Source organism: Actinosynnema sp. NPDC091369 (assembly GCF_044757065.1).
Classification (GTDB): Bacteria; Actinomycetota; Actinomycetes; order Mycobacteriales; family Pseudonocardiaceae; genus Actinosynnema.
The window spans coordinates 268,699-292,562 of the sequence record NZ_JBIVUG010000009.1 but is presented as its reverse complement, the minus strand read 5'-3'; the positions used below and the strand labels follow the sequence as shown (position 1 = coordinate 292,562).

The window sequence follows — 23,864 nt, the reverse complement described above, 5'->3', positions numbered from 1 at the left end:
GTCCGGGCATCTCGTGCTCGGCCAGCCGGATCTCCTTGCGGCCGAACTCGGCCAGGGAGAGGTCCGCCACGGCGAAGTCGATGCCGTTGCGGGTCTGGAGCCTCTCGGCGGTCATCGCGGGTTCCTCCATTGTCGGGTAGACCGAGCCGACACTACCGCCCGCCACGCCGGGCCACGGAGGTCGGCGGCTTCTGCGCACCAATGGACCAGAGTATGGCCAAGCGGAAGTGATGTTCGCGGGAGGACTTGTGCTGATTCCCGGCCCCGACACACGGGTGGTAGAGCTGCGGGTGCACGGTGTCCAGGGCACCACCCCGCAGTCGCTGGTCGACGCGGTGGCGGCGGTGGACGTGGCGGGCGACGGGCTCGGCCGCGTCGTGCGCCCGGCCGACCGGCTGCGCAGACCGGCGCCCGGCCCGGTGTTGCAGGCCGCGGGCCGCCCCGTGACCAGGGTCGTCGAGGGTTACGTGTGGGGCGCGATGACGTCCGGCGGGTGGGCCAAGGCGACGTGGGCGCTGCTGTTCCCGTTCTCCCTGGCGAACGTGGCGCACTGGATGCTGCCACCCGTGCCGGCCCGGTCCACGCCCGCGCACCTGCTCGGGATCACCCTTCGGGCATTGCTTCGGTTGGCCGCACTGCTGCTGACGGTGTTGTTCGTCGCACAGCTCGAGGTGATCAGCCTCGACCTCGTGGCCGCGCAGTGCCTCGCGCCCGGCTCCTCGTGCCTGTGGGGCCCTTCGTGGCTCAACACGACGCCGTGGGTCCGCACCGCCGTCGGGCTCGCGCCGATCGCGCTGGCCGTGCTGGTGCTGCACCGGATGTCCAGTGTGGACTGGCGCATCGAGCGCAAGGAGGTGCCCGCGGCCGAGGGCGGGCGGTCCGGGCTGCCCGGCGCGCACGTGGCCACCGACCCGGACACGCCGTCGCTGCGGGTGCTGCACGTCGTGGCCGGGCTGGGCGCGGCCGTGGTGGTGGCGCTGGGCGGACCGGCCGGCCCGGTGCTCGCGGCCGGCTGGCACGGGGCCGCGATCTCGGCGTGCTGGGCGGTGGGGCTCGCGCTGCTCGCGGTGTCGGCGCTGGGCGCGATGCTGCTGGACGACCCGACGGGCGGCGCACCGCACCGGGGCGGCCGGTGGCTGCGGGCCGCGCTGGGACGCCGGCCGCGGCGCGTGCTGCAAGTCGTCGCGTGGACGTCGTTGCTGGTCACGGCCGGTCTGCTGGTCCGACTGCCGTCGTCGCTGCCGGGCGCCGACCTGGCCGTGCAGATGGTCGCGGCGCTGGTCGCGCTGGTGTGCGTGATGATCGCGTCGCTGCTCGTGCCGGCGGCGCTGCTGGCCCGGCGCACGTGGTCGGCGCAGCCCCGCGAGCTGCGGCCGTGGGCAGGCGGGTGGATGGCCGCGCCGGTCGTGGCGATGGCCGCGCTGCTCGGCGGCGGGTTCGGCGCCGGCGTGGCGCTGACCCTCCAGCGGGCGCTCGGGCACGGCGACCTGCCGGACGGGTACGACTACCTCGCGCTGCTGTGGGGCGTGGCCGGGGTGCTGGCGTTCCTGGCCGCGGTCGCGATGGCGGCCACCACCGGGATGATGAGGTGGAGCTCACTCCGGCGGGACAAGGAGTGGGCGCGGGAGGCGTCGTTGCTGCACGCCGGGCGCGCACGGGACGCGAAGCGCGCCGCACGAGCGTGGTGGTGGGCGCGGTGGCAGCGGCGGCACAGCCACCACGTGGTGCTGATCGTGTCGTCGATCCTGGCGGTCGGCGCGGTGCCGGCGGCCCTGCTGCGGCTGCGGGGGGTCGTCCCGCCCACGTGGACGCGGCCCGTCGTCGCGCTCGGCGTGGTCGTGCTCGCCGCCCTGGCGTTGTCGCTGCTCCGGGCGGTGTACCTGGCGGCACGGCGGCCGGACAAGGCGCGGCAGGTGGGTGTGCTGGCGGACCTGGCCGCGTTCTGGCCGCGGGAGGCGCACCCCGTGGTGCCGCCGTGCTACGCGTTGAAGGTGGTGCCGGAGCTGGTGGCGCGGGTGCGGGAGCACCTGGCCGACCCCGGCACGCGGGTGGTGCTCGCCGGCCACAGCCAGGGCAGCCTGCTCGCGGCGGTCGCGGCGGCCCGACTGCTGGAGGAGCTGCCGCCGCACGAGGCCGAGCGGATCGGCCTGGTCACCGCCGGGTCGCAGTTGCAGTGGGCGTACCCGCGGGCGTTCCCGGCGGTGGTCCCGCACAGCTCGCTGGAAACGCTGGCCGGCGGGCTGGCCGGGCGGTGGCGCGCCCTGTGCCGCGGCACGGACGCGCTGGGCGGCGCGGTGATGACGTGGAACCGGCAGGTGTTCGACGGGATGCTGCTGGGCGCGGGCTTCCGGCCCGACGGCACGTCCGGCGCGCTGCCGCCCGCGTTGCGCGGACCGACCGGCGCGCTGGTGCTCGGCGGCGACCACTGGCTGCCCGACCCGCAGCGGGGACCGTTCCCGGGCCGGCGGTGGGCGCCCGGCGTGAACCGGCACGCGGACTACACCTCCGACCCCGAGTGGGACCGGGCGATCGCCATCGCGGCCGGCCTCGACACGCCGGAGCCGCCCGCTCCGCCCGTGCTGCCGACCGCGCGGCAGGCGCCCGTCAGGTCGTCCGAAACGACGTGAGCAGCCGGTCGGCCGCGTCCGTGCGGCCGTCCTCGGCGAGCAGGCCGGCGGGAGCCAGCACGTAGTCGCGGTCCACGGCGATGGCGGCCGTGCGCAGGACCGGCCGCAGGACGGGGTCGGCGCGCAGCACGCGTTCGACGCCCTCGGTGGAGTCGGCGTGCCGGAACACGCCGCCGGACAGCACGAGCAGCCCCGCGCCGTGCGGCCCCAGCCGGCCGTCGACGAGCCGGAGGTGGCGGCGGACGGCCAGCACGGCGGCGAGCGCGGCGAGCCGGTGGTCCACGGCCGGGTCGTCGGGCAGCCACGTCACGTCGGCGGCGCGGGCGGCGGCCTCCCGTTGCAGCACCGCGGCTTCGTCCTTGTCGACCAGCTTCTCCGCCAGCGCCTCGACCACCACGCCCGGAGCCGACCAGCGCAGACCCAGGTCGCCCTCGACGGTGCGGCGGTCCGGCGGCAGCGCGACCGTCCGCTCCGGACCCTCCACTGTGGACACCGCGGAGTAGACGTCGGTGGTGGCCCCGCCGACGTCCACGACGAGCACCGCGCCTTCCCGGTCCTGCCTGGCCAGCCGCGACACGCCGCGCAGCACGGCGTCCGGCGTGACGGCCCGCACCAGCCCGCGGAACCGCCGGCCGCGCGACAGGCCCTTGCCGCCGATGACGTGCCGCAGGAACACGTCGCGGATCGCCGCGCGCGCCGGCCCCGGTGCGAGCTCACCCACGTCCGGCAGCACGTTCGCGGTGCGCACCACCGTCCGGCCGCGCAGCAGCTCCGCGGCCTCCGGCTGGGCCTCGGCGTTGCCCGCGAGCACGATCGGGACCGCCACCCGGCTCAGCCTGCGGGCGTTGTGCAGCAGGACCGACGCGTCGCCGCCGTCCGTGCCGCCGACCAGCAGCACCAGGTCCGGCGACGCCGCGCGCAACGCCCGGACGCCCGCGCCGTCGAGCGGACCGGCCGACACGTGCACCACCTTCGCGCCCGCCGACAGCGCCACCCGGTACCCGGCCTCGGCGCTCACCAGCCGCTCCTGCCCCACCACCGCGAGCCGCAGCCCGCCGCCGGCCGACGAGCAGGCGAGCGTGCGCTCGACCGGGCCGCCGAGGGCACCGGTGACCGCGTCGATGCCTTGAAGCACCTCCGGCGGGGTAGTCGTGTGCTGTGCGGTGCCGAGCAGCTCACCGGCGTGCGACACGAGGGCGCCCTTGGTCCACGTCGATCCGATGTCCAGGCAGAGCACAGTCATGCGCGAAAACTACCGGTGCCGCCGATTGTCGGCGCGCACCTTTACTCTGAACGGACCAGCAGCAGACACAGGAGGCGAAGCCGTGCCGGGCAACGGGCTGTGGCGCACGAAGTCGATCGAGCAGTCCATCGCGGACACCGACGAGCCGGACACCAGACTCCGCAAGGACCTCACCGCGTGGGACCTGACGGTGTTCGGTGTCGCGGTCGTGATCGGCGCGGGCATCTTCACCCTCACCGCGTCCACCGCGGGCAACCTCGCCGGCCCGTCGGTGTCGCTGGCGTTCGTGCTGGCGGCGGTGGCGTGCGCGCTGGCGGCGTTGTGCTACGCGGAGTTCGCGTCGACCGTGCCGGTGGCGGGCAGCGCGTACACGTTCTCCTACGCGACGTTCGGCGAGTTCGTGGCGTGGATCATCGGCTGGGACCTGGTGCTGGAGTTCGCGGTCGGCGCGGCGGCGGTGGCCAAGGGCTGGTCGCTGTACCTGCAGACCGTGCTGGGGCAGCTGGGCGTGGCGGTGAAGACGACCGCGACGGTCGGCGGCGTGGACGTCGACTGGGGCTCGTTGCTGCTGGTCGCGGTGCTGACGGCGTTGCTGGTGCTCGGCACGAAGCTGTCGTCGCGGGTGAGCGCGGTGATCACGGCGGTGAAGGTGGCCGTGGTGCTGCTCGTGATCGTGCTCGGGATCGGGTACGTCAACACGGCGAACTACAGCCCCTACATCCCGCCCGCCCAGTCCGGCGGCACCACCGCGACCGGGTTGGAGCAGTCGTTGTTCTCGCTGCTCACGGGGTTCTCGGGCAGCACGTACGGCGTGCTGGGGCTGTTGGCGGCGGCGTCACTGGTGTTCTTCGCGTTCATCGGCTTCGACGTGGTCGCGACGACCGCCGAGGAGACGCGCAACCCCCAGCGCGCCGTGCCGCGGGGCATCCTCGGGTCGCTGGCGATCGTGACGGTGCTGTACGTGGCGGTGTCGCTGGTGATCACCGGGATGCTGCCGTACGACCAGCTCAAGACCCAGCCCGACGGCACGCGGGCGACGTTGGCGACGGCGTTCTCGGTGAACGGGGTGGACTGGGCGGCCACGGTGATCTCGGTGGGCGCGCTGGCCGGCCTGACCACCGTGGTGATGGTGCTGATGCTGGGCCAGTCGCGGGTGCTGTTCGCGATGTCGCGCGACGGCCTCCTGCCGCGCGGCCTGGCCCGGACGGGCACGCGCGGCACGCCGGTCCGGATCACGCTGATCATCGGCGTGCTCGTCGCCGTGGCCGCCGGCTTCTTCCCGGCGGGCAAGCTGGAGGAGATGGTGAACGTGGGCACGCTGTTCGCGTTCATCCTGGTCTCCGCCGGTGTCCTGGTGCTCCGCAAAACCCGCCCCGACCTGCCCCGCGGTTTCCGCGTGCCCCTGGTGCCGGTCGTCCCGGTGCTGGCGATCCTGGCGTGCCTGTGGCTGATGCTGAACCTGACCGCCCTGACCTGGGTGCGCTTCCTGGTGTGGATGGCCCTGGGCGTCGTCGTCTACTTCGCCTACAGCCGCCGCCACTCCCTCCTGGGCCGCAAAGGCACCACCGCCGTGCCTGTGGTGAAACACGACGAGATCCCCTGACGTCCCCCAGTCGAGTGAACTCAGATTTCGTCTCAATCAAAACACCGTTATCCCCACCCCGAAACGTCGGTTGAAACAACGAGGCCGCCAACCAACCGCACCCCCAACCACCCTCCCCTTCCTCCGCCGCCAGCCCCCAAATGGCGGCGGAGGAGGGAGCCCAACCCTCCGACCCCACACCCAAGGCCCCACCACCAAGGCCCAAACAGACACCCTCTCCCACCGCGACGGCCCTCCACACCCAGGACATGCCGCAGCTCACGAACCAGCTCCTCGCGGCCAGCGCCCCGGAGCCAATCGCAGCGCATCGCCACAGCGGAGGCACGTGACGCCGCCCGGCACCTGGCCGTGCGCCACAGCCAGCGGCGAACGACGCACGACGCACGACGCACGACGCACGAGGAGCTTCGGCGGGGCGCTGCCGCAAAGGCCGCGATACGGGCTGCGGCGATCCCGTGGCGGGCGACATCGCATCGCCGAGCCGACTCGCCGGGAATATCCGAGCCACGGAACCGCCGCCCCGCCGCTCGATCGAAGCTGAGCGGGGTCGAGCGGATCCAGGCGGGGCGGCGGCGACGCTGTCGAGGCACTCCGCGACCTGCTCACCAGGGTCAGGTGATCCGAAGAATCGGTAGTCGCCGGAGCCGTCGAGGCTGGTGCGAGCAGTGGCGATGTGCCTGCCTGCACGGGGGGACGCGGCGCGAACGCGGGCTCGAGGCGCGGGGGCGCGAAGGCGCCGGGGGCGCGGGGGGCGCGGGGGAGGTAGCGTTTCGGCCTCGCTGAGGCCGCGTCGTGGGAGCCGGTGGGTTGCGGTGTGGCTGGCTGAGCTGGGCGAACCGGCCGCCCCTCGGCCCGGCTGGCCGAGGGGCGCGGGCCGGTGGGCAGGTGCGTCACGGCCGACCGGAGTACCGGAGACCCAGCAAGAACTGGTCGGGTGCTCGCCGGACGCGCCCGCCCGCCGCACGCCGGAATCGTGACCGGACGAGAAAGGGCGACGAGCGCTGCACGCAGCGGCTCGTCGCCCTCGCCCACAACAAACAGCTCCCGCATGGCGAGCGGTTGTGCTCGCCGAGGGGTCAGGACTTGGCGGTCAGGGAGCGGTCCAGGTCCGGTTCCAGGTAGATCAGGCGGGCGGACGGGACCTTGGCGCGGACCCGTTGTTCGGCGGCGTCGATGGCGGCGGCGACCTCGTCGATCGGCAGGCCCGGGTTGAGCGCGATCTTGGCGGCCACCAGCATCTCGTCCGGGCCGATGTACTGGGTGCGGATGTGGATCACGCGCTGGACCTTGCCGGCCGCCAGCTCGTCCACGATGACGTCGAGCTCGGCCGGGGTCGCGCCCTCGCCGATCAGCAGCGACTTCATCTCCACGATCAGGATCACCGCGATCACGCCGAGCAGCGCGCCGATGCAGATCGTGCCGATGGCGTCCCACACCGGGTCACCGGTCAACGTCGACAGACCCACGCCCAGCAGCGCCAGGACCAGGCCGAACAGCGCGCCCGCGTCCTCCAGCAGCACGACCGGCAGCTCCGGCACCTTCGACTGCCGGATGAACTGCCACCACGTGGCGTTGCCCTTGATCGCCCTCGACTCGACGATCGCGGTGCGGAAGCTGTAGCTCTCCAGGCCGATGGCGACCAGGAGGATGATCACCGCGACGATCGGGCTGCTCAGCTCCTCGTGCGACTCCAGCTTGTGGATGCCCTCGTACAGGGCGAACACCGAGCCGAGGCTGAACAGCATCAACGCCACGATGAACGAGTAGAAGTACCGGTCCCGGCCGAACCCGAACGGGTGGTTCAGGGTGGCCTTGCGCCGGGCGGTCTTCTGCCCGAGCAGCAGCAACCCCTGGTTGGACGTGTCCGCCACCGAGTGCACCGACTCGGCGAGCATGGACGACGATCCGGTGATCAGGAAGCCGACGAACTTCGCCGCGGCGATCCCGGCGTTGGCCACCAGTGCGGCGATGATCGCCTTGGTCCCGCCCCCTGCTGACACGGTTGCTCCCTAAGCGCCCAGGTCCGATTTGTCGGTGTGACCCTACTCAACGCCGGGGGTTGCCCGGAAAAGCTGGGTGTCAACATCCGCGGTGACGATCACCTCGGGATCCCGCGCGGGCAGCCACACGGACTGGCCGCGGGTCAGCTCGACGGTGTCGTCGCCGCACGTCAACCGGGCCCGGCCGCGGGTGCAGAGCAGGATCTGCGGTCCGCTGTGGTCCACCCGGACGCGCACCGACGGTCCGACCTCGATCCGCGACAGCTCGAACTCGGGACACGGCGTCCGGTAGGACCACAGGCCGGGCGTGGTCTCCTCCCCGGTCTGCACGGGCATGTCGCCGCAGCCGAAGTCGAGCACGCGCAGCAGCTCGGGCACGTCCACGTGCTTGGGGGTCAACCCGCAGCGCAGCACGTTGTCGGAGTTGGCCAGGATCTCGACGCCGGTGCCGTGCAGGTAGGCGTGCAGGTTGCCGGCGGGCAGGTAGATGGCCTCGCCGGGGCGCAGCACGAGCCGGTTGAGCAGCAGTGCGGCGAGCACGCCGGCGTCACCGGGGTAAGCCTCGCCGAGCTCCAGGATCGTGCGGCACTCCAGGTCGAACTCGCCGTGCTCCTTCACGTGCAGCACGCACGCGTCCAGCACCTGCGGCAGGAGCATGTCCAGCGCGGACTGCGGCAGCGTGATGAGGGTGGTGAACATGGCGCGCAGGCCGCTGGCGTCGGGTTGGGCGGCCAGCAGCTCGGCGTAGGGGGCGAAGTCGGGGGCGTCCAGCGACCGGAGCAGCGCGACGGTGCGGGCGGGGTCGCGGAACCCGGCCAGCGCGTGGAACTCGGTGAGCGCGCAGATCAGCTCGGGCTTGGCGGACGGGTCCTTGTAGTTGCGGATCGGCGAGTCCATGGGCACGCCGGCGGCGTCCTCCGCGGCGAAGCCGTTCGCGGCCTGCTCGGCCGAGGGGTGCGCCTGGAGGCTGAGGGGCTCGTCGGCGGCGAGGACCTTGAGCAGGAACGGCAGCCTGCTGCCCCAGCGGTCGGCGTGGCGGGCGCCGAGCTGGCCGTCGGGGTCGTCGGCGAGCAGGTCGAGCAGCGACCGCGGTTCGCCGTCGGGTCCGGCCACCCGGGACGGGTCGCCGGGGTGGGCGCCCATCCACAGCTCGGCTTCGGGGTGCGGGGTCGGCACCTCCTTCCCGAGCAGCTCGGCGATGGCGGTGCGCGATCCCCACGCGTACGCGCGCACCGCGTTGTGCAGCAGGTCCACAGTCATCCCCTCACACGGCCGGCGCGTACAGCCCGGGCCCGCCCAGCGTTCCCGCCGCGAGGCCCAGGTACAGCGCGGCCAGCTCGAACCGCAGGGCGAGCAGCGCGGCGCACACGGCCTCGCCGCCGCTCACCTCCTCGGCCGGTTCGAGCACGTCGGCTCCGGACAAGGTCTCCATCGCGACCCGCCGGGTGAAGTCGGCCTGCGGGCCCTGGCGCACGGCGACCAGCAGCACGCGGACGAGGCCGTCGTGCTCGTCGTCCGGGTCGGCGAACAGGTCGACGCCGGACGTGCCGCGCACGGCCCGGCGGTGCAGGACCGACCGGGTCAGGGCTTGAGGATAGCCGGCCACGTCGCTCACGACGCCCGCGTAAGTGGCGAGCACGCCCGCGCCGTGGGCGGCGACGGCGGTCGCCAGGTCGTCCAGGCCCCACAGCAGCGGGGTCCGTTCGGCGATGCGCAGGGCGAGGGTCTTGGCCGGGTTGACGAACGACTCGTGCACGGGGTGGCAGCGTTCGGCTTCGCGGTCGAGCTCGTCCGCGACGGCCTGCACGTCCACGCTGAGCAGCCCCAACGCCTTGAGGGCGGCGACCCAGGCGGCGAAACCGCGGGCGAAGCCGAAGCCCTGCGGCACGGGCACGCGCGGTGGGATGAGCAGCGCGTGCTGGGCGGCGGACGCGGCGACCGGGCCGTCCGGTTCGGCGGTGATCAGCACTCGCGCGCCGCGTCGGGCGGCGCGGTCGACGGCTTCGGCCATCTGGACGTCGCCGGGGTCTTCGGTGTGGGCGAGGACCACGTCCAGCGCGCCGACCCAGGTCGGGACGTCGTCGGCGATCACGACCGGCACGGGGCAGCGCGGGCCGAGCAGGGCGGTGACCACGTCGGCGAGGGAGCCGCCCACGCCGGGCCGCGTGACCAGCACCAGGGCGCGCGGCCGTTCGGCGAAGACGCGGTCGACGCCGAGTTCGTCGGCCGCCTCGGCGGTCGCCCGGACCTGCGCGCCGGCGCGTGCGGCGGCGCGCAGGAGACCTTCCCGGTCGGCGTCGGTGAGCCGGGACTGGTCGTCGAGGAGGCTGTCGTCAAGCACCCGTGCTCACCCGGCCGTCGGCTCGACAGCCTCGTCCAGCAGCAGCACGGGGATGCCGTCCCGGACCGGGAACGACCGGCCGCACGAGGTGCAGGTCAGGTAGTCGGCGAGCGGGTCGGACGCGGTGCCGACCTTCAGCGGCGCGTGCTCGGGGCACGGGCACGCCAGGATTTCCAGCAACTGCGCGTCCAGTTGGACTGCCACGGCGCTCATCCCCTCACGATCGCCAGGACCTCGTCGCGCAGCGCGGCGACGGAGGCCGCGTCGGCGGCTTCGACGTTGAGCCGGAGCAGCGGCTCGGTGTTGGACGCACGGAGGTTGAACCAGGAGCCGTCCGGCAGGTTGACCGTGAGGCCGTCGAGCTCGTCGAGCTCGACGCCGTCGCGGCCGCCGAACTCGGCCTTGATCGCGGCCAGCCTGCCCTGCTGGTCGTCCACCGTGGAGTTGATCTCGCCGGATGCCGCGTAGCGGGCGTAGTCGCTGGTCAGGGCGGACAGCGGGCCGTCCTGCTCGCCGAGCGCGGCCAGCACGTGCAGCGCGGCCAGCATGCCGGTGTCGGCACGCCAGAAGTCGCGGAAGTAGTAGTGGGCGGAGTGCTCGCCGCCGAAGATGGCGCCGGTCTTGGCCATCTCCTCCTTGATGAAGGAGTGGCCGACGCGGGTGCGCACGGGCACGCCGCCGTGCTCGCGGACGATCTCCGGCACGGCGTGCGAGGTGATCAGGTTGTGGATGATCGTGCCGCCGGGGTCCTTGGCCAGCTCGCGCACCGCGACCAGGGCGGTGATGGCGGACGGGGACACCGGTTCGCCGCGCTCGTCGACGACGAAGCAGCGGTCGGCGTCGCCGTCGAACGCGACACCGGCGTCGGCGCCTTCTTCCTTGACGCGTTCCTGCAGGTCGACGATGTTCTTCGGGTCGAGCGGGTTGGCTTCGTGGTTGGGGAAGTCGCCGTCGAGCTCGAAGTACATGGGCACGATCTCGATGGGCAGGCCCTCGACGACCTCGGGCACGGTGTGGCCGCCCATGCCGTTGCCCGCGTCGACGACGACCTTCAACGGCCGGCTGCCGCTTAGGTCGACCAGTTCGCGCAGGTAGGCGGCGTAGTCGGCGAGCATGTCCTGCTCGGTGACGGTGCCCTTGGTCACGCCTTCGGCGTCCGGCACGCCGTTCTCGGCGTCCTCGCGGATCTGCGCCAGGCCGGTGTCCTGGCCGACGGGGGCCGCGCCGGGACGGCACAGCTTGATGCCGTTGTACTTGGCCGGGTTGTGGCTGGCGGTGAACATCGCGCCGGGCAGGTCGAGCTTGCCGGAGGCGAAGTACAGCATGTCGGTGCTGGCCAGGCCGATGTTGATCACGTCGACGCCCTGCGCGGTGACGCCCTCGGCGAACGCCGCGGCCAGGCCGGGCGACGAGTCGCGCATGTCGTGCCCGATCACCACGGCGGGTCCGCCGACCAGGCGGGCGAACGCCGCGCCGAAGTCGCGCACGACGTCGGCGTCGAGCTGTTCCCCGACGACACCGCGGATGTCGTAAGCCTTGACGATGCCGGACAGATCGCGCACGGCCACACTCCCAAGTTGGCTCTTGACACTGCCTTGGGAAGCCTACCGGCGCGCGCGTGGGCGTCGTGTCCGGTCGCTGGGTCTTCGTCAGTCTTCGTTCGGATCGGGCAGAACGCGCAGGTGGCCGCGCCGGATGGTGCCGGCGGGCAGCTCGGGCAGCTCGACCTGCGGTGTGGCCCGGCCGGCTTCGCGGACCGCTTCGGCGAGGGCCGTGAGGTCGTCCACGGTGGGTTCGGGGGCGCGGAACTCGCCCTGGTGCCGGACGACCTCCCAGCCGCGCGGCGCGGTGAGGCGCAGGGCGTGCTCTTCGCAGAGGTCGTAGGAGTGCGGTTCGGAGTAGGTCGCGAGGGGTCCGACGACCGCCGTGGAGTCCGCATAGGCGTACGTGAGCGTGGCGACTGCCGGGTTCGCGCACCCGGTTCGCGAGCACCGTCTCACGCTCCGCACGGCGGGGACGATATCGCGTCCCGCGCGGCGTGTGTTGGATTACCTCCGGCGCGGCGTTGGCGGTGGCTCGCGGGTTGGGCGAGTTGCCTGGTCGCGGAGGTCCGGTTGGACGCGGTCGGGCGGTGGACAACTACCCTCTACCTCGTGGTGATGGCTCGGGGTTCACGGCGGCAGGGCGCTCCGCGGCGACGCAACCGCGACCGGCACGGTCGGGGGTTGCGCGGTCCCCTCTACCCGGCCACGTTGCCGGCGGCCCGCAGCCGGGCGGAGCGGTTCGACGCGCTGGTGCTGGAGGCGTTGGAGCCGATCGAGGCGCGGTGGCGGACGGAGCTGACGCAGCTGGACGTGGCGGTGGACGACGTGCCGGACGTGCAGTCGGGCGATGACGGCGACGTGGTGGAGGACGGCAACGTGCCCTTGGCGCGGCTCGTGCCCGCGGGGGCGGATCGGCGGGCGCGCATCGTGCTGTACCGGCGTCCGCTGGAGGCGCGGGCCAAGGACGGGGCGGACCTGTCGGATTTGGTGCACGACGTGCTGGTCGAGCAGGTGGCGAACTACCTGGGCCTGGACCCGGACGTGATCGACGGCGAGTGACGCCGTCCTGAGCGTTCAACTCGGGGTGCCTGGACGTAGGACTCGCGCGTTCCGAACGTAGGACTCGCGCGAGAGTCGAACGTTCAGGTCCCGAGAGTCGAACGCTCAGGTACCCCGAATTCAACGCTCAGGGTCGGCGGCGGGTGGGGATGGCGGTCAGGAGGGTGAAGAGCGCGGCGGCGGCCTGGAGCATCAGGAGCAGTTCGCGCAGGGTGGAGGAGGCTTCCACGCGCACCTCCGAGGCCGTGGTGGGCACCGTCACGCCGACCAGGTGACCCCAGGCGCGCACGATCGTGGTCTCGCGGCCGTTCACCCACGCCCGCCAGCCCGGCTCCTCCTCGGCCGCCAGCACGAGCAGCCGGCCTTCGGGCCCCTCGGACACCTGGACGCCCACGTCCGGCGGGGCGGCTTCGACCGGGGCGATGCCGGGCGCGCCCAGCTCCACGGGCGGGTTGCCGCCGGTGCGGGCCCGCCGCGCCAGCTCCGGTGACAGCAGCACGGCGTTCCCCGCCGCCAACTGCACCCGCAGCACCGGTCGCCCGTCCGACATCGCCGGCGTCACGGCCACCAGCTCGCCCACCGCGTCACGCACCCGCTGCGCCGTGCCCAGGTCCGGGACGACCACGAACGCCACCCCGGACGCCGCCGCCTGCGCCAACGCCACCCGCGCGGCCTCCGGGGACCCGCCGGTCAGCTCGCGCGACCACCGCTCCAGCCGGGTGGTCGCCGTCGCCACGGGCACCAGGTCGTCGTCGCCGAACGCGGGCATCCGCCCGGCGACCAGCCGCGGCGGCGCGCCGAGCACCAGCACCGACCGCCCGGTGCGCGGCAGCTCCTGCGCCAGCGTCGACGGCAGCCGCGCCCCGTCCGCGGTCAACGCGCCCGACCCCAGCCCGACGAACCCGGCGCACGCCAGCCCCACGACCGTCAGCACGCCGACCACCGACACGACCCGCCGCACCGGCGCGGTGCCCGCGTCACGCCGGAACGCCGACAGCACCACCCACAGCAACCCCCAGCCGACCAGCACCAGCGGCCCGCCGGTCCAGCCGGTGGTGGCGTCACCGCCGGGCAGCGGGGCCACCGGCACGGTCCGCAGCACGATCACCGCGAACCCGCCGAGCACCACCACCGCCACCCCGGCCAGCATCGACCGCGTCGGCCGCAGCACGGCCGCGAGCAGCGCGAACGCCACCACCGCGAGTCCGACGAACGGCACCGCGCCGGTCCCGCCCGGCCGCAGCGACAGCAGGTCCACCAGCCCCACCGCGGGCGACTCGACGAACGCGCCCACCCCGTGCAGCACGACGGCCGGGTGTTGCAGCACCACCGCGGGCCACGGCAGCAGCAGCGCCATCGGCAGCAGCACGATCATGAACAGCGACGCGACCCGCCGCCGCCCGTCGCCGTGCCGTCCCGGCACCACGACGAACCCGGCCAGCGCCGCGAACGCCACCAGCCCGTGCACCAGGGGCGAGAACGCGCCCACGGCCGCCAGCGCCAGCGCCGTCCCCGACGCCACCGGCAGCCACGACGCGCCCGACCCGCCGCGCAGCGCGGACGCCACCCCGGCGAACACCGCCGGCGCGAGCACGTGCACCACGACGACGTCCAGCCGACCCTGGCTCACCGCCGCCGTGGCCGCGGGCAGCAACGCGTACGCCGCCGCCACGAGGGCCCGCACGGGTCGCCGCACGGGCATCCGCCGTGACGCCGCGTACGCCATGAGCCCGGCCAGGGGCGCGTCGCCGAGGAACAGCAGCGCCACCAGCGTGGCCGGTGACCCGACCAGCACGCCGACCGTCCCCAGCACGGCCAGGGCGGCCGGCGCGGGCGCGGTCGTGCCGCCGGCCACCGGGTGCCAGGCCGCCAGGTAGGACGACCAGGTCTCCGCCAGGTCGCCGACGGGCAGCAGCCGCCCGCCGCTCAGGTCGAGCCCGATCCGGGCGGCGTTGGCCAGGACGCCGAACACGGTCAGGCCCACGACCAGCAGCAACGGCGGCCCGAGGACCAGCGACCACAGCACGCGCGCCCGGTCGACCTCCACGAACACCACGCCGGGCGCACCGGGTCCGCGCGGCACCGGCGACGGCCGCGGACGGGGTGACGGCCGGGCCCCGGACGGCGACGCCTCCACCGGCACGGTCACCGCGGGCCGCCGCAACCCGCCCGTCGCCCGCACGGGACGGCGCCGGGACAGCACACCGGCCGGCAGGGCCGCCGGGCCGACCACGGGACGCTCCACTTCGGACGGCAGCGACCAGGCGCGCGGCCGGGCGTCGTCCTCCGGCAACCGGCCCAGCGCCAGGTCCGCCTCGACGCGCCGGCGGACCAGCGCGGCCGACGCGGCGCGGATCGCGTTGCGCAACCGGGTGATCCGGCTCGTGAACAACCCTCGCACGACGCCGTGCTCGGCCCGCTCGGCCCGCCCGGCCAGCAGCCGGGCCCGTCCGCTCAGCAGGTACCGCAGCGCGCCCAGCTCGGCGTGCGCGTCGGAGAACCGGCGCAGCAGCAGGAATCCGAAGGCGCGCAGGAACGCGAGCACGGTGATCCGCGGCAGCCCCAGGGCGAACGACAACGTGCCGCAGTTGACCAGGAACGTGCGCAAGCCGTGCGCCCGGTCCACGCCGCGCAACGCCGGTCCGGGCCGGGCCGCCGTCGCGTCCAACCGCCGCGCGCCGCGGCCGACCGCGCGGGCGTGCCGCATCCGCGCCACCGGCACCGACAGCACCAGGTGCCCGGCGAGGTTGGCGCGCCAGCCGAAGTCGATGTCGTCGCGCAGCAACGGCATCGTGCGGTCGTAGCCGCCGAGGGACTCCCACGCCGTTCGGCGGATCAGCGACCCGGCCGACGGCACGGCCAACGCCTCGGTGCTCTGCTGGAACGACCCGGCCAGCTCGACCCGGCCCATGCCGGTCTGCCGGTGGCCGGACGCGTCGGTCGACAGGCCCGCCTCCACCACCAGCCGCGGGTCGGTCCAGTCCAGGCTCAGCGGTCCGAGGACGGCCGCCGACGGCGACACCTCGGCCGCGGTCAGCAGAGCGGACAGGCAGTCCGGTTCCGGCGCGCTGTCGTCGTGCAGCAACCACAGCCACGCGCCCGGATCACCCCACCGCTGCACGGCGTGCTCGACGGCCGCGTGGACCGCCGCGCCGAACCCCGTGCCGCGCGGCAGCGTCAGCACGCCGTCTATCACCCGATCGGGACCGTCGGAGGCTCCGGACAGGAGCTTCGCCGTGCCGTCCAGCGAACCCGTGTCGACCGCGATCACGTGCCGCGGGCGCGGCTGTTGGCGGCGCAGCGCCGACAGCGCCGTGCCCAGCCACCGGTCGCCGTCGTGGCACACCAGCACCGCCAGCACGGGCGCGGTGCGCAGCCGCGGAGTGGCCCCGCTCGTCAAGTGCCGCTCCTAGGTCGCTCCGACTACGCCGTGGAACGACCACGGTAAGCCAGAGCGCACGCGCAAGCGATCACCCGGCGGGATCCGATCACACCGCGCGCTTTTTGAGCTTCCTCCGCTCACGCTCGGACAGGCCGCCCCAAATGCCGAAGCGCTCGTCGTGCTGCAGGGCGTACTCCAGGCATTCGGAGCGCACCTCGCAGCCGAGGCAGATCCGCTTGGCCTCCCTGGTCGAGCCGCCCTTCTCCGGGAAGAACGCCTCCGGGTCGGTCTGCGCGCACAGGGCGCGCTCCTGCCAGTCCTGCTCATCGGCCGCGTCGAACAGGTCGAGTACGACCGGCTCCCGTGCCGGGACGTCCCCGTCCACGATGCGACCCCCGTCGAATTCCTGCATAGTCCGCCTCCTCGCCTTCCGCTCTCCCCGGTTGGCGGACACCACTCGCCGTCCCCACAACGACGAATGACACCGATGTGATTACACCTGTGTCACAACACGCGGTCAAGCGGAGTCCACAGGACGGGGGATATTCGCGCGGATGGCCTGAAAAGCCTTGACTAGCAGCACAGACGGTGATTGGGGTGGCGCGCGGAGCGACGGCGGCTGCGCGGATGGCCTACCGGGCGGGCTGTGGAGCACCGGGTCGGGAAGGCCACACTGGAGGGGTGAAGCGATCAGCGGTGCGTCCGAGTCCACTGTTCCTCAGCCTGCTCGCGGTGACGGTGGCAGGCGCCGTGCTGACCCTGTTCGAGGACTCCTCGGCCGCGCTCACCGCGGGCACGGTGCTGTTCGTGCTCGGCGGCTGGGCGGTTTCGCTGTGCCTGCACGAGTTCGGCCACGCGATCGTGGCCTACCGGGGCGGCGACTACGCCGTGCAGGCCAAGGGCTACCTCACCCTGGACATCCGCCGCTACACCGACCCGGTGTTCAGCATCGTGCTGCCGCTGGTGCTGCTGGCGTTCGGCGGCATCCCGCTCCCCGGCGGCGCGGTGTGGATCAACCACCACGTGTTGCGCACCAAGCGGGTCGAGTCGATGGTGTCGCTGGCCGGGCCGCTGAGCAACCTGGTGCTGGGCGTGCTGCTGTCGCTGTCGGTGATCCTTTTCACGCCGCCGGCGGGTTTGGCGGCCGCGTTGTCGTACCTGGCGGCCGTGCAGGTGCTCGCGTTCGTGCTCAACATCCTGCCGATCCCGGGGCTGGACGGCTGGGGCGCGATCGAGCCGTACATGTCGTACTCGGCGCGGCAGTTCGGGGCGAAGGCCCGGATGTGGGCGCCGTTCGTGCTCTTCGCGGTGCTGATCGGGTTCCCGACCATCGGCCGGCTGTTCTTCGAGGCCGGGTACACCGTGTTCGAGTTGATCGGCGGCGACCGGTGGCTGGCGGCCCTCGGGCAGGGCACCTTCCTGTTCTGGCGCTGACCCCCGGGTGGGAGGATGGCGACTCGTGAAGGTCGTCGTACTGGTTGGCGGGGTTGGCGGGGCGCGGTTCCTGGTCGGGCTGAAGAGCCTGCTGGCCGCTCCGGAGCACGAGATCACCGCGGTGGTGAACACGGGTGACGACGTGTGGATGCACGGGTTGCGGATCTGCCCCGACCTGGACACCTGCATGTACACCCTCGGTGGCGGGATCGACTCCGAGCGCGGGTGGGGGCGCGCCGGCGAGACGTGGTCGGTCAAGGAGGAGCTGGCCGCCTACGGCGCCGACCCGACGTGGTTCGGGCTGGGCGACCGGGACGTCGCCACGCACCTGGTGCGGACCCGGATGCTGCGCGCGGGCTACCCGCTGTCGGCCGTGGCGGAGGCGCTGTGCCACCGGTGGGAGCCGGGCGTGCGGCTGCTGCCGATGTCGGACGACCGGGTCGAGACGCACGTCGTCGTGACGACGGACGAGGGCGAGAAGGCGATCCACTTCCAGGAGTGGTGGGTCAAGCACCGGGCCCAGCTGCCCGCGCGGTCGTTCGCGTCGGTCGGGGTGGAGACGGCGACGCCCGCCCCCGGTGTGCTGGACGCCCTGCGCGACGCCGACGCGGTGCTGATCGCGCCGTCGAACCCGGTGGTGAGCGTGAACACGATCCTCGGCGTGCCGGGGGTGCGCGACGCGCTGCGCAAGACCGAGGCGGGCGTGGTGGGGCTGTCGCCGATCATCGGCAACAAGCCGCTGCGCGGGATGGCGGACGCGTGCCTGTCGGCGATCGGCGTGGAGACCTCCGCCGAGGCCGTCGGCCGGTACTACGGGTCGCGCAAGACCACCGACAAGGGCGTGCTGGACGGCTGGCTCGTGCACACCGGCGACCGGTCGGACGTGCCGGGCGTGGCGGTGCGCGCGGTGCCGCTGCTGATGTCCGATGTGGACGCGACGGCGGCGATGGCGCGGGCGGCGCTGGAACTGGCCGGTGTCGACGTTGACTGACCACGCGGCGTCCGCGCCGATCACGCTGCTGCCGGTGGCGGGGTTGCCGGAGTTCCGGCCCGGTGACGACCTGGCGGCGGCCATCGCGGCGGCGGCGCCCTGGTTGGCCGACGGGGACATCGTCGTCGTGACGTCCAAGGTTCTGTCCAAAGTGGAAGGTCGGCTGGTGTCGGTGCCGGCCGACCCCGAGGCGCGTGACGCCGTGCGGCGGGAGTGGGTCGAGGCGGAGTCGGTGCGCGTGCTGGCCCGGCGCGGGCGGACGTTGATCACCGAGAACAAGCTGGGGATCGTGCAGGCGGCGTCCGGGGTGGACGCGTCCAACGTGAGCGGTGACGAGATCGCGTTGCTGCCCGTGGACCCGGACGGCTCGGCGGCGTCGCTGCGGTCGGCGCTGTCGGCGCGGCTGGGCGTGTCGGTGGCGGTCGTGGTGACCGACACCATGGGCCGGGCGTGGCGGGTCGGCCAGACCGACGCGGCGATCGGGTCGTCGGGGCTGGCCGTGCTGCACCGGTACGCGGGGTCGGCGGACCGGCACGGCAACGCGTTGGTGGTGACCGAGGTCGCGGTGGCCGACGAGATCGCGGCGGCGGCCGACCTGGTGAAGGGCAAGCTGGGCGCGGTGCCGGTGGCGGTGGTGCGCGGGCTGCCGGTCGTCGACGACGGGTCGTCCGCGCGTGACCTGGCCCGGCCGGTGGAGGACGACCTGTTCCGGTTGGGCACGGCCGAGGCGGTGGCGCAGGGGCGGGCCGAGGCGGTGCTGCTGCGCCGCTCGGTGCGGTCGTTCTCGGCGTCACCGGTGTCGGTGGAGGCCGTGCGGCGGGCGGTGGCGGCGGCGTTGACCGCGCCCGCGCCGCACCACACGCGGCCGGTGCGGTTCGTGCGGCTGACCGCGCGGCGCGAGGCGCTGCTGGACGCGATGGCCGAGCGGTGGCGGGCGGACCTGCGGGGCGACGGGTTGTCGGAGGAGCGGGTCGCGGCACGGGTGGGGCGGGGTGACATCCTGCGCGCCGCGCCGGAGGTCGTCGTGCCGTTCCTGGTGCGGGAGGGCGCGCACTCCTACCCGGACGAGCGGCGTTCGGCGGCGGAGCGGACGATGTTCACGGTCGCGGGCGGGGCGGCCGTGCAGGGGCTGCTGGTGGCGCTGGCCGCGGAAGGGCTCGGCTCGTGCTGGGTGTCGTCCACGATCTTCTGCGCGGACGTGGTGCGTGACGTGCTGGGCGTGCCGGAGGGCTGGGAGCCGTTGGGCGCGGTGGCGATCGGGCACCCGGAGGCGGAGCTGACGCCGCGCCCGCTGCCGGAGTCGGACGAGAGGTACGTGGAGCTGTGAGCCCGTCGTTGCACGCGGACGCGGTGGCGACGTTGGGCGCTTGGCGTCCCGCGGACCGGACGCAGGAGTCGTTGCGGCAGGCGTACCTGGGGTTCCTGGCGGCGCGGGAGGACGCGTGCCGGCGGTCGTGCGAGCCGGGTCACATCACGGCGTCGGCGCTGGTGGTGGACGCGTCCGGGGAGCGGGTGCTGCTGACCCTGCACCCGCGGGTGGGTCGGTGGTTGCAGCTGGGCGGGCACTGCGAGGCGTCGGACACGACGCTGGCGGGCGCGGCGCTGCGTGAGGCGACGGAGGAGTCGGGGATCACGGGCCTGCGGATCTCGCCGGAACCGGTCCACCTGGACGTCCACCCGATCACGTGCTCACTGGGCAAGCCGACCCGTCACTTCGACGTCCGCTTCCTGGTGCGCGCCCCTGTCGACGCCGAACCGCTGCGCAGCTCCGAGTCCCTCGACCTGGCCTGGTGGCCGCTGACCGCCCTCCCCCCGGACACCGACGACCTGCACCCCCTGATCACCGCCGCCCACCCCTGACCCCGCCCCGCGAGTCCTACGTCCAGGCCCCGAGAGTCGAACCCTCAGGTCCCGAGAGTCGAACGCTCAGGTCCCGAGAGTCCTACGTTCAGGACCCCCGAATTCAACGCTCAGGTACCCCGCCGGGTGTCGCGAGCGTTGAACTCGGGGTACGCGAACGTAGGACTCTCGGGCGCTGAACGTAGGACTCTCGGGGTCTGAGCGTTCGACACGCGGGACCTGGAGGTTCGACTCGCGCGGAGGTCAGGAGTCGCCGTTCAGGCGTTGGGTCAGGCCCGGGGGGTGCGGGGGCTGGCCGCCGGACAGGCGCTGGGACAGCGACGGGCGAGCGGTCGGGACCTGTTGGACGGTCGGGACCGGGCCCGGTGCCACGCGCAGCTCGGGCTCCGGTTCCGGGGCGGCCGGGGGTGCGGGTGGCGGCGGCGGGGCCGGTTGACCTGCGGCGACGTGCGCGGCCAGGACCATGGTCGAGTCCGGGTCGCCGCCACGCGGGTCGACCGCGTTGACCATCGCCCGGGGGATCTGCTGGGTCGCCGACGAGTCCATGGGCGACGTCATGTTGTCCGGCGTCACGACGTGGATGCCACGTGCACGAGCACGGGCCAGCGCCGCGTCGGCCCGAGCGCGGGGGTCCATCCGGATCTCTCCTGCGTGTGCCTTGGGCCGGCTGGGGTGACGCCGGCGTGCCGATCGGTGACGCTCGCCGACACGGACCACCGCCCGTGCCGCCGGAGTGCTCGTGCCAGAGTATTCGCAAACTACGGGTGGAAGTAAGCGGAGGAGGAAAAACGGCATGTCGGAGCTGCAAGGCGCCGAGGCAGTGGTTCTGGTCGGGGGCAAGGGAACCCGGCTGCGACCACTGACCCTGTCCGCGCCCAAGCCCATGCTGCCGACCGCCGGGGTGCCGTTCCTCACCCACTTGCTGTCGCGGATCCGGGAAGCCGGCATGACCCACGTCGTGCTGGGCACGTCCTACAAGGCCGAGGTCTTCCAGGAGCACTTCGGTGACGGCGCGGCGCTCGGCCTGGAGCTCGAGTACGTGGTCGAGGACGTGCCGCTGGACACGGCGGGCGCGATCCGCAACGTCGCCCACAAGCTGCGGGAACGCGACGTCGTGGTGTTCAACGGCGACATCCTGTCGGGCGTCGACCTGCGTGCCGTGGTCGACACGCACCGCAAGGCCGAGGCGGACGTCACGCTGCACCTGGTCCGGGTGGACGACCCACGCCGGTTCGGCTGCGTGCCGACCGACGACGACGGCCGCGTCACCGCGTTCCTGGAGAAGACGGAGAACCCGCCGACGAACCAGATCAACGCGGGCTGCTACGTGTTCCGGCGCGAGGTGATCGAGGCCATCCCCGCGGGTCGGCCGGTGTCGGTGGAGCGGGAGACGTTCCCCGGGCTGCTGGCGGCGGGCGCGCGCGTGCAGGGGTACGTGGACGCGTCGTACTGGCTGGACCTGGGCACGCCGGCGGCGTTCGTGCAGGGGTCGGCGGACCTGGTGCGCGGGGTCGCGCCGACGGCCGCGCTGGCGCTGCGGGGTGACGCGGTCATCCTCGACGGCGCGGAGGTGGACGCGAGCGCCGTGGTCACGGGCGGTGCGACGATCGGGACGAACTGCACGGTCGCGGCCGGCGCGGTGGTGGACGGCTCGGTGCTGTTCGACGGCGCGGTGGTCGGCGAGGGTGCGCGGGTGGAGCGCAGCGTGCTCGGCGCGAACTCGCTGGTGCAGGCCGGTGCGGTCGTGTCGGACGCGGTGATCGGGGACAACGCGGTCGTCGGCGCCCGGTGCGAGCTGATCAACGGCGCGCGGGTGTGGCCGGGTGTCGTGCTGCCGGAGGGTGGTGTGCGGTTCTCCGCCGATGTGTGATGGCCGGTGATGCTCACTAGGACGTGGGCGCCGACGTTCCCGCTGGACCTCGGCGCGCTGCTGATGCCGCTGCGGCGGGGCGCGGGCGACCCGACGTTCCGCGCGGGACCCGACGGGGTGTGGCTGACCGCCACCACCCCGGCGGGTCCGGGCACCCTGCGCGTCCACCGCACCGACGTGGTGGAGGCGGACGCGTGGGGTGACGGCGCGCAGTGGCTGCTGGACGGCCTGCCGGCGTTGCTGGGCGCGGCGGACGACGACTCGGCGTTCGAGTGCCACCACCCGCTGGTCGAGCAGACGCGGCGGCGGCGTCCGGGCATCCGGCTCGGCTCGACGGGCCGCGTGTGGGACGTGCTGCTGCCCGCGATCCTGGAGCAGAAGGTCACGGGCGTGGAGGCGTTCCGGTCGTACCGGGAGCTGGCGCGCAGGTTCGGCACGCCGGCCCCGGGACCGGCCGACCTGGTCGTCCCGCCGACGCCGCGGGCGGTCCTGGGCATCACGGACTGGGAGTGGCACCGGGCGGGCGTGGACGGCGGCCGTCGCCGAGCCCTGATCGCGGCGGCCCAGGTGGCGCACCGGCTGGAACGCGCGTGCGAGCTGGGCGGCCAGGAGGGCCGGGACCTGCTGCGGAAGGTGCCGGGCATCGGCGTCTGGACGGCGGCGGAGGTCGCGCAACGGGCGTGGGGCGACCCGGACGCGGTCAGCTTCGGCGACTACCACCTGGCCGGCATCGTCGGCTGGGCGCTGGTCGGCGAGGCCGTGGACGACGACCGCATGGCCGAACTCCTGGCCCCCTACACCCCGCAACGCCACCGCGCCGTCCGCTACATCCTCGCCTCAGGCGTCACGAAGCCCCGCCGGGGCCCCCGCTTCTCCCCTCGCGATTATCGCGCGATGTGATTCCCCCAGGACCGACTTCAGGGCTATGAGCAACGTCTTGTCATCGCCGGCCATTGTTGCGATTTCTTCGTCATCCGGCAGCCGGGAGAGATTCGGACTCGTCGGATTCACGGTCTCCCGGTACAGCCGTGATACGCAACGGACGAGCACCACCGTTTCCAGACCGGCGTTGTGCCTTCCCACAATCGCTTCCCCGAGCAGCGGAACGGTGGTGGCCTCGTCGTCGGCGAGTGCGCTGAGCAGCAGCGTCCAGTAGGTCGCACCGGGCGTGAAGTTCTCGTCCCCGAGAATCGACACAGTGGTCGTGTAAGCGGCGACTCGCTCGTCCGGGTCCGGAGATGTCAGCACGGTGAGCAACAGCCGCGCCAAGGAGTGGAATTCGCCTGGTGCGACACGAGCGAGTTCAGCGCGGTCCCCATGGTGGCCATGAGAGGTTCGAGGACGTGCAGAGCATGTCCCCCGGACCAGGTCGGGCGGAAGTTCTCCCACCGGCGGAAATCGTCGAGCAGAGGCGGTAGGACCGCGCCCGTGGTGTCGGGACCGAGGTCGGACAACCACGCCATGTCGACCGGCCGCGGTGACCGGTCCCCACGCAGGACCACCGCGAGGGCCGACCGACCGTCCACGCGACGGCGCTCGATGTCGAGCACGTCGGTCAGCCTGACGGACTCCTCCCCGCCGAGTTGTGACTGCCACAGCCACGCCAGCGCGTGCCACTCGGTCGGGTGCAGGTCGTCCTCCGGCAGCCGCCCGTGGACGACGACCGCGAGCGTGACCAGGTTGGCGGTGCAGGCCGATGCGGCGGGCGATCGGCAGCACGCGCGGGACGTAGTCGGGGTGGTCGGAGCCCGGTTGGCGGTGCTGGACCGTGTTCACCAGGTCGGTGAACAGCCGGTACAGGGCCGTGCGGTCGGCTTCGGGGGTTTCGGCGAACAGCTCGCGCAGGAACGAGACCACCGGGGCGCGCATCCAGCAGGTCCATCCCGCCCGTGGCCAGCACCGTCGCGGCG

21 protein-coding genes are annotated in these 23,864 nt (G+C 73.5%); 9 read left to right on the top strand and 12 right to left on the bottom strand.

The genetic code is table 11. The features are described from left to right. A partial coding sequence (locus ACIQMJ_RS30165) for an adenosylhomocysteinase (RefSeq protein WP_499764386.1) occupies positions 1–115 on the bottom strand: 115 nt, incomplete at its 3' end. 175 nt (positions 116–290) lie between these two features. On the opposite strand from ACIQMJ_RS30165, the gene ACIQMJ_RS30160 reads away from it, so the two are divergent. After that, positions 291–2,627 (top strand): hypothetical protein, encoded by a 2,337-nt coding sequence (locus ACIQMJ_RS30160; RefSeq protein WP_499764365.1) that lies wholly within the window; start codon positions 291–293, stop codon positions 2,625–2,627. Here the strand turns inward: ACIQMJ_RS30160 and ACIQMJ_RS30155 are convergent. Next, positions 2,605–3,870, bottom strand: coding sequence for a glutamate mutase L (locus ACIQMJ_RS30155; protein WP_499764364.1), 1,266 nt, complete (start codon positions 3,868–3,870; stop codon positions 2,605–2,607). The two genes, ACIQMJ_RS30160 and ACIQMJ_RS30155, sit on opposite strands and share 23 nt — an antisense overlap. Positions 3,871–3,952: 82 nt before the next feature. Between ACIQMJ_RS30155 and ACIQMJ_RS30150 the strand changes: the two genes are divergently transcribed. Next, the gene (locus tag ACIQMJ_RS30150; protein ID WP_499764363.1) at positions 3,953–5,473 is read left to right on the top strand and encodes an amino acid permease; all 1,521 of its coding nucleotides are present in this window, start codon (positions 3,953–3,955) and stop codon (positions 5,471–5,473) included. A 1,076-nt stretch (positions 5,474–6,549) separates the two neighbouring features. On the opposite strand, the gene ACIQMJ_RS30145 is transcribed toward ACIQMJ_RS30150, so the two are convergent. The 6 genes from ACIQMJ_RS30145 to ACIQMJ_RS30120 all read right to left on the bottom strand — a co-directional run bounded on the left by ACIQMJ_RS30145 (position 6,550) and on the right by ACIQMJ_RS30120 (position 11,823). Next, the gene (locus ACIQMJ_RS30145; RefSeq protein WP_499764362.1) at positions 6,550–7,473 is read right to left on the bottom strand and encodes a cation diffusion facilitator family transporter; all 924 of its coding nucleotides are present in this window, start codon (positions 7,471–7,473) and stop codon (positions 6,550–6,552) included. Positions 7,474–7,515: 42 nt separating this feature from the next. Then, entirely contained in the window at positions 7,516–8,733 is a 1,218-nt protein-coding gene (manA, locus tag ACIQMJ_RS30140) for a mannose-6-phosphate isomerase, class I (protein WP_499764361.1), read from the bottom strand. Between the two features lie 4 nt (positions 8,734–8,737). After that, a complete protein-coding gene (locus tag ACIQMJ_RS30135) occupies positions 8,738–9,814 on the bottom strand; it encodes an SIS domain-containing protein (RefSeq protein WP_499764360.1) in 1,077 nt (358 codons plus the stop codon). Positions 9,815–9,820: 6 nt separating this feature from the next. Then, complete coding sequence (locus tag ACIQMJ_RS30130) at positions 9,821–10,018, bottom strand: Trm112 family protein (protein ID WP_073886315.1); 198 nt, start codon at positions 10,016–10,018, stop codon at positions 9,821–9,823. Positions 10,019–10,023: 5 nt separating this feature from the next. Further along, positions 10,024–11,376, bottom strand: coding sequence for a phosphomannomutase/phosphoglucomutase (locus tag ACIQMJ_RS30125; protein ID WP_499764385.1), 1,353 nt, complete (start codon positions 11,374–11,376; stop codon positions 10,024–10,026). An 87-nt stretch (positions 11,377–11,463) separates the two neighbouring features. Continuing rightward, positions 11,464–11,823: a DUF3499 domain-containing protein gene (locus ACIQMJ_RS30120; RefSeq protein ID WP_073885657.1), complete on the bottom strand. Its 360-nt coding sequence runs from the start codon at positions 11,821–11,823 to the stop codon at positions 11,464–11,466. Positions 11,824–11,973: 150 nt separating this feature from the next. Here ACIQMJ_RS30120 and ACIQMJ_RS30115 point away from each other — a divergent pair, with 150 nt between their 5' ends. Further along, positions 11,974–12,417, top strand: a complete 444-nt coding sequence (locus ACIQMJ_RS30115) for a metallopeptidase family protein (protein WP_366196808.1) — start codon at positions 11,974–11,976, stop codon at positions 12,415–12,417. Positions 12,418–12,544: 127 nt separating this feature from the next. On the opposite strand, the gene ACIQMJ_RS30110 is transcribed toward ACIQMJ_RS30115, so the two are convergent. Both ACIQMJ_RS30110 and ACIQMJ_RS30105 read right to left on the bottom strand, forming a co-directional pair. Further along, positions 12,545–15,817 carry a glycosyltransferase gene (locus ACIQMJ_RS30110; protein ID WP_499764359.1) on the bottom strand — a complete coding sequence of 1,091 codons (3,273 nt, stop codon included), beginning with the start codon at positions 15,815–15,817 and terminating at the stop codon, positions 12,545–12,547. Between the two features lie 88 nt (positions 15,818–15,905). After that, positions 15,906–16,211: a WhiB family transcriptional regulator gene (locus ACIQMJ_RS30105; RefSeq protein WP_360452261.1), complete on the bottom strand. Its 306-nt coding sequence runs from the start codon at positions 16,209–16,211 to the stop codon at positions 15,906–15,908. A 269-nt stretch (positions 16,212–16,480) separates the two neighbouring features. Between ACIQMJ_RS30105 and ACIQMJ_RS30100 the strand changes: the two genes are divergently transcribed. Genes ACIQMJ_RS30100 through ACIQMJ_RS30085 form a run of 4 tightly spaced genes read left to right on the top strand, consistent with a single transcriptional unit; the run spans position 16,481 to position 20,084 of the window. After that, a complete protein-coding gene (locus tag ACIQMJ_RS30100) occupies positions 16,481–17,233 on the top strand; it encodes a site-2 protease family protein (RefSeq protein ID WP_499764358.1) in 753 nt (250 codons plus the stop codon). A 25-nt stretch (positions 17,234–17,258) separates the two neighbouring features. Beyond that, positions 17,259–18,224, top strand: a complete 966-nt coding sequence (gene cofD, locus ACIQMJ_RS30095) for a 2-phospho-L-lactate transferase (RefSeq protein WP_499764357.1) — start codon at positions 17,259–17,261, stop codon at positions 18,222–18,224. Further along, positions 18,217–19,551 (top strand): coenzyme F420-0:L-glutamate ligase, encoded by a 1,335-nt coding sequence (locus tag ACIQMJ_RS30090; RefSeq protein ID WP_499764384.1) that lies wholly within the window; start codon positions 18,217–18,219, stop codon positions 19,549–19,551. Before cofD ends, ACIQMJ_RS30090 begins: the two co-directional genes overlap by 8 nt. Beyond that, entirely contained in the window at positions 19,548–20,084 is a 537-nt protein-coding gene (locus ACIQMJ_RS30085; protein WP_499764356.1) for an NUDIX hydrolase, read from the top strand. The genes ACIQMJ_RS30090 and ACIQMJ_RS30085 overlap by 4 nt, the downstream gene beginning before the upstream one ends. Before the next feature lie 243 nt (positions 20,085–20,327). On the opposite strand, the gene ACIQMJ_RS30080 is transcribed toward ACIQMJ_RS30085, so the two are convergent. Next, the gene (locus ACIQMJ_RS30080) at positions 20,328–20,720 is read right to left on the bottom strand and encodes a hypothetical protein (RefSeq protein WP_499764355.1); all 393 of its coding nucleotides are present in this window, start codon (positions 20,718–20,720) and stop codon (positions 20,328–20,330) included. A 157-nt stretch (positions 20,721–20,877) separates the two neighbouring features. Between ACIQMJ_RS30080 and manB the strand changes: the two genes are divergently transcribed. Together manB and ACIQMJ_RS30070 are read left to right on the top strand one after the other, a co-directional pair. Next, positions 20,878–21,954: a mannose-1-phosphate guanylyltransferase gene (manB, locus tag ACIQMJ_RS30075; RefSeq protein WP_499764354.1), complete on the top strand. Its 1,077-nt coding sequence runs from the start codon at positions 20,878–20,880 to the stop codon at positions 21,952–21,954. 9 nt (positions 21,955–21,963) lie between these two features. Next, positions 21,964–22,854 carry a DNA-3-methyladenine glycosylase family protein gene (locus ACIQMJ_RS30070; RefSeq protein WP_499764353.1) on the top strand — a complete coding sequence of 297 codons (891 nt, stop codon included), beginning with the start codon at positions 21,964–21,966 and terminating at the stop codon, positions 22,852–22,854. Here ACIQMJ_RS30070 and ACIQMJ_RS30065 read toward each other — a convergent pair. Next, complete coding sequence (locus tag ACIQMJ_RS30065; protein WP_499764352.1) at positions 22,792–23,223, bottom strand: hypothetical protein; 432 nt, start codon at positions 23,221–23,223, stop codon at positions 22,792–22,794. The genes ACIQMJ_RS30070 and ACIQMJ_RS30065 overlap by 63 nt on opposite strands. Between the last annotated feature and the right edge of the window lie 641 nt (positions 23,224–23,864).

Excerpts from the sequence above, each read along its gene's own strand:
- ACIQMJ_RS30155 (WP_499764364.1), bottom strand. The coding sequence starts at position 3,870 with ATGACTGTGCTCTGCCTGGACATCGGATCGACGTGGACCAAGGGCGCC.
- manA (WP_499764361.1), bottom strand. The coding sequence starts at position 8,733 with ATGACTGTGGACCTGCTGCACAACGCGGTGCGCGCGTACGCGTGGGGA.
- ACIQMJ_RS30115 (WP_366196808.1), top strand. The coding sequence starts at position 11,974 with ATGGCTCGGGGTTCACGGCGGCAGGGCGCTCCGCGGCGACGCAACCGC.
- ACIQMJ_RS30105 (WP_360452261.1), bottom strand. The coding sequence starts at position 16,211 with ATGCAGGAATTCGACGGGGGTCGCATCGTGGACGGGGACGTCCCGGCA.
- ACIQMJ_RS30080 (WP_499764355.1), bottom strand. The coding sequence starts at position 20,720 with ATGGACCCCCGCGCTCGGGCCGACGCGGCGCTGGCCCGTGCTCGTGCA.
- manB (WP_499764354.1), top strand. The coding sequence starts at position 20,878 with ATGTCGGAGCTGCAAGGCGCCGAGGCAGTGGTTCTGGTCGGGGGCAAG.
- ACIQMJ_RS30070 (WP_499764353.1), top strand. The coding sequence starts at position 21,964 with ATGCTCACTAGGACGTGGGCGCCGACGTTCCCGCTGGACCTCGGCGCG.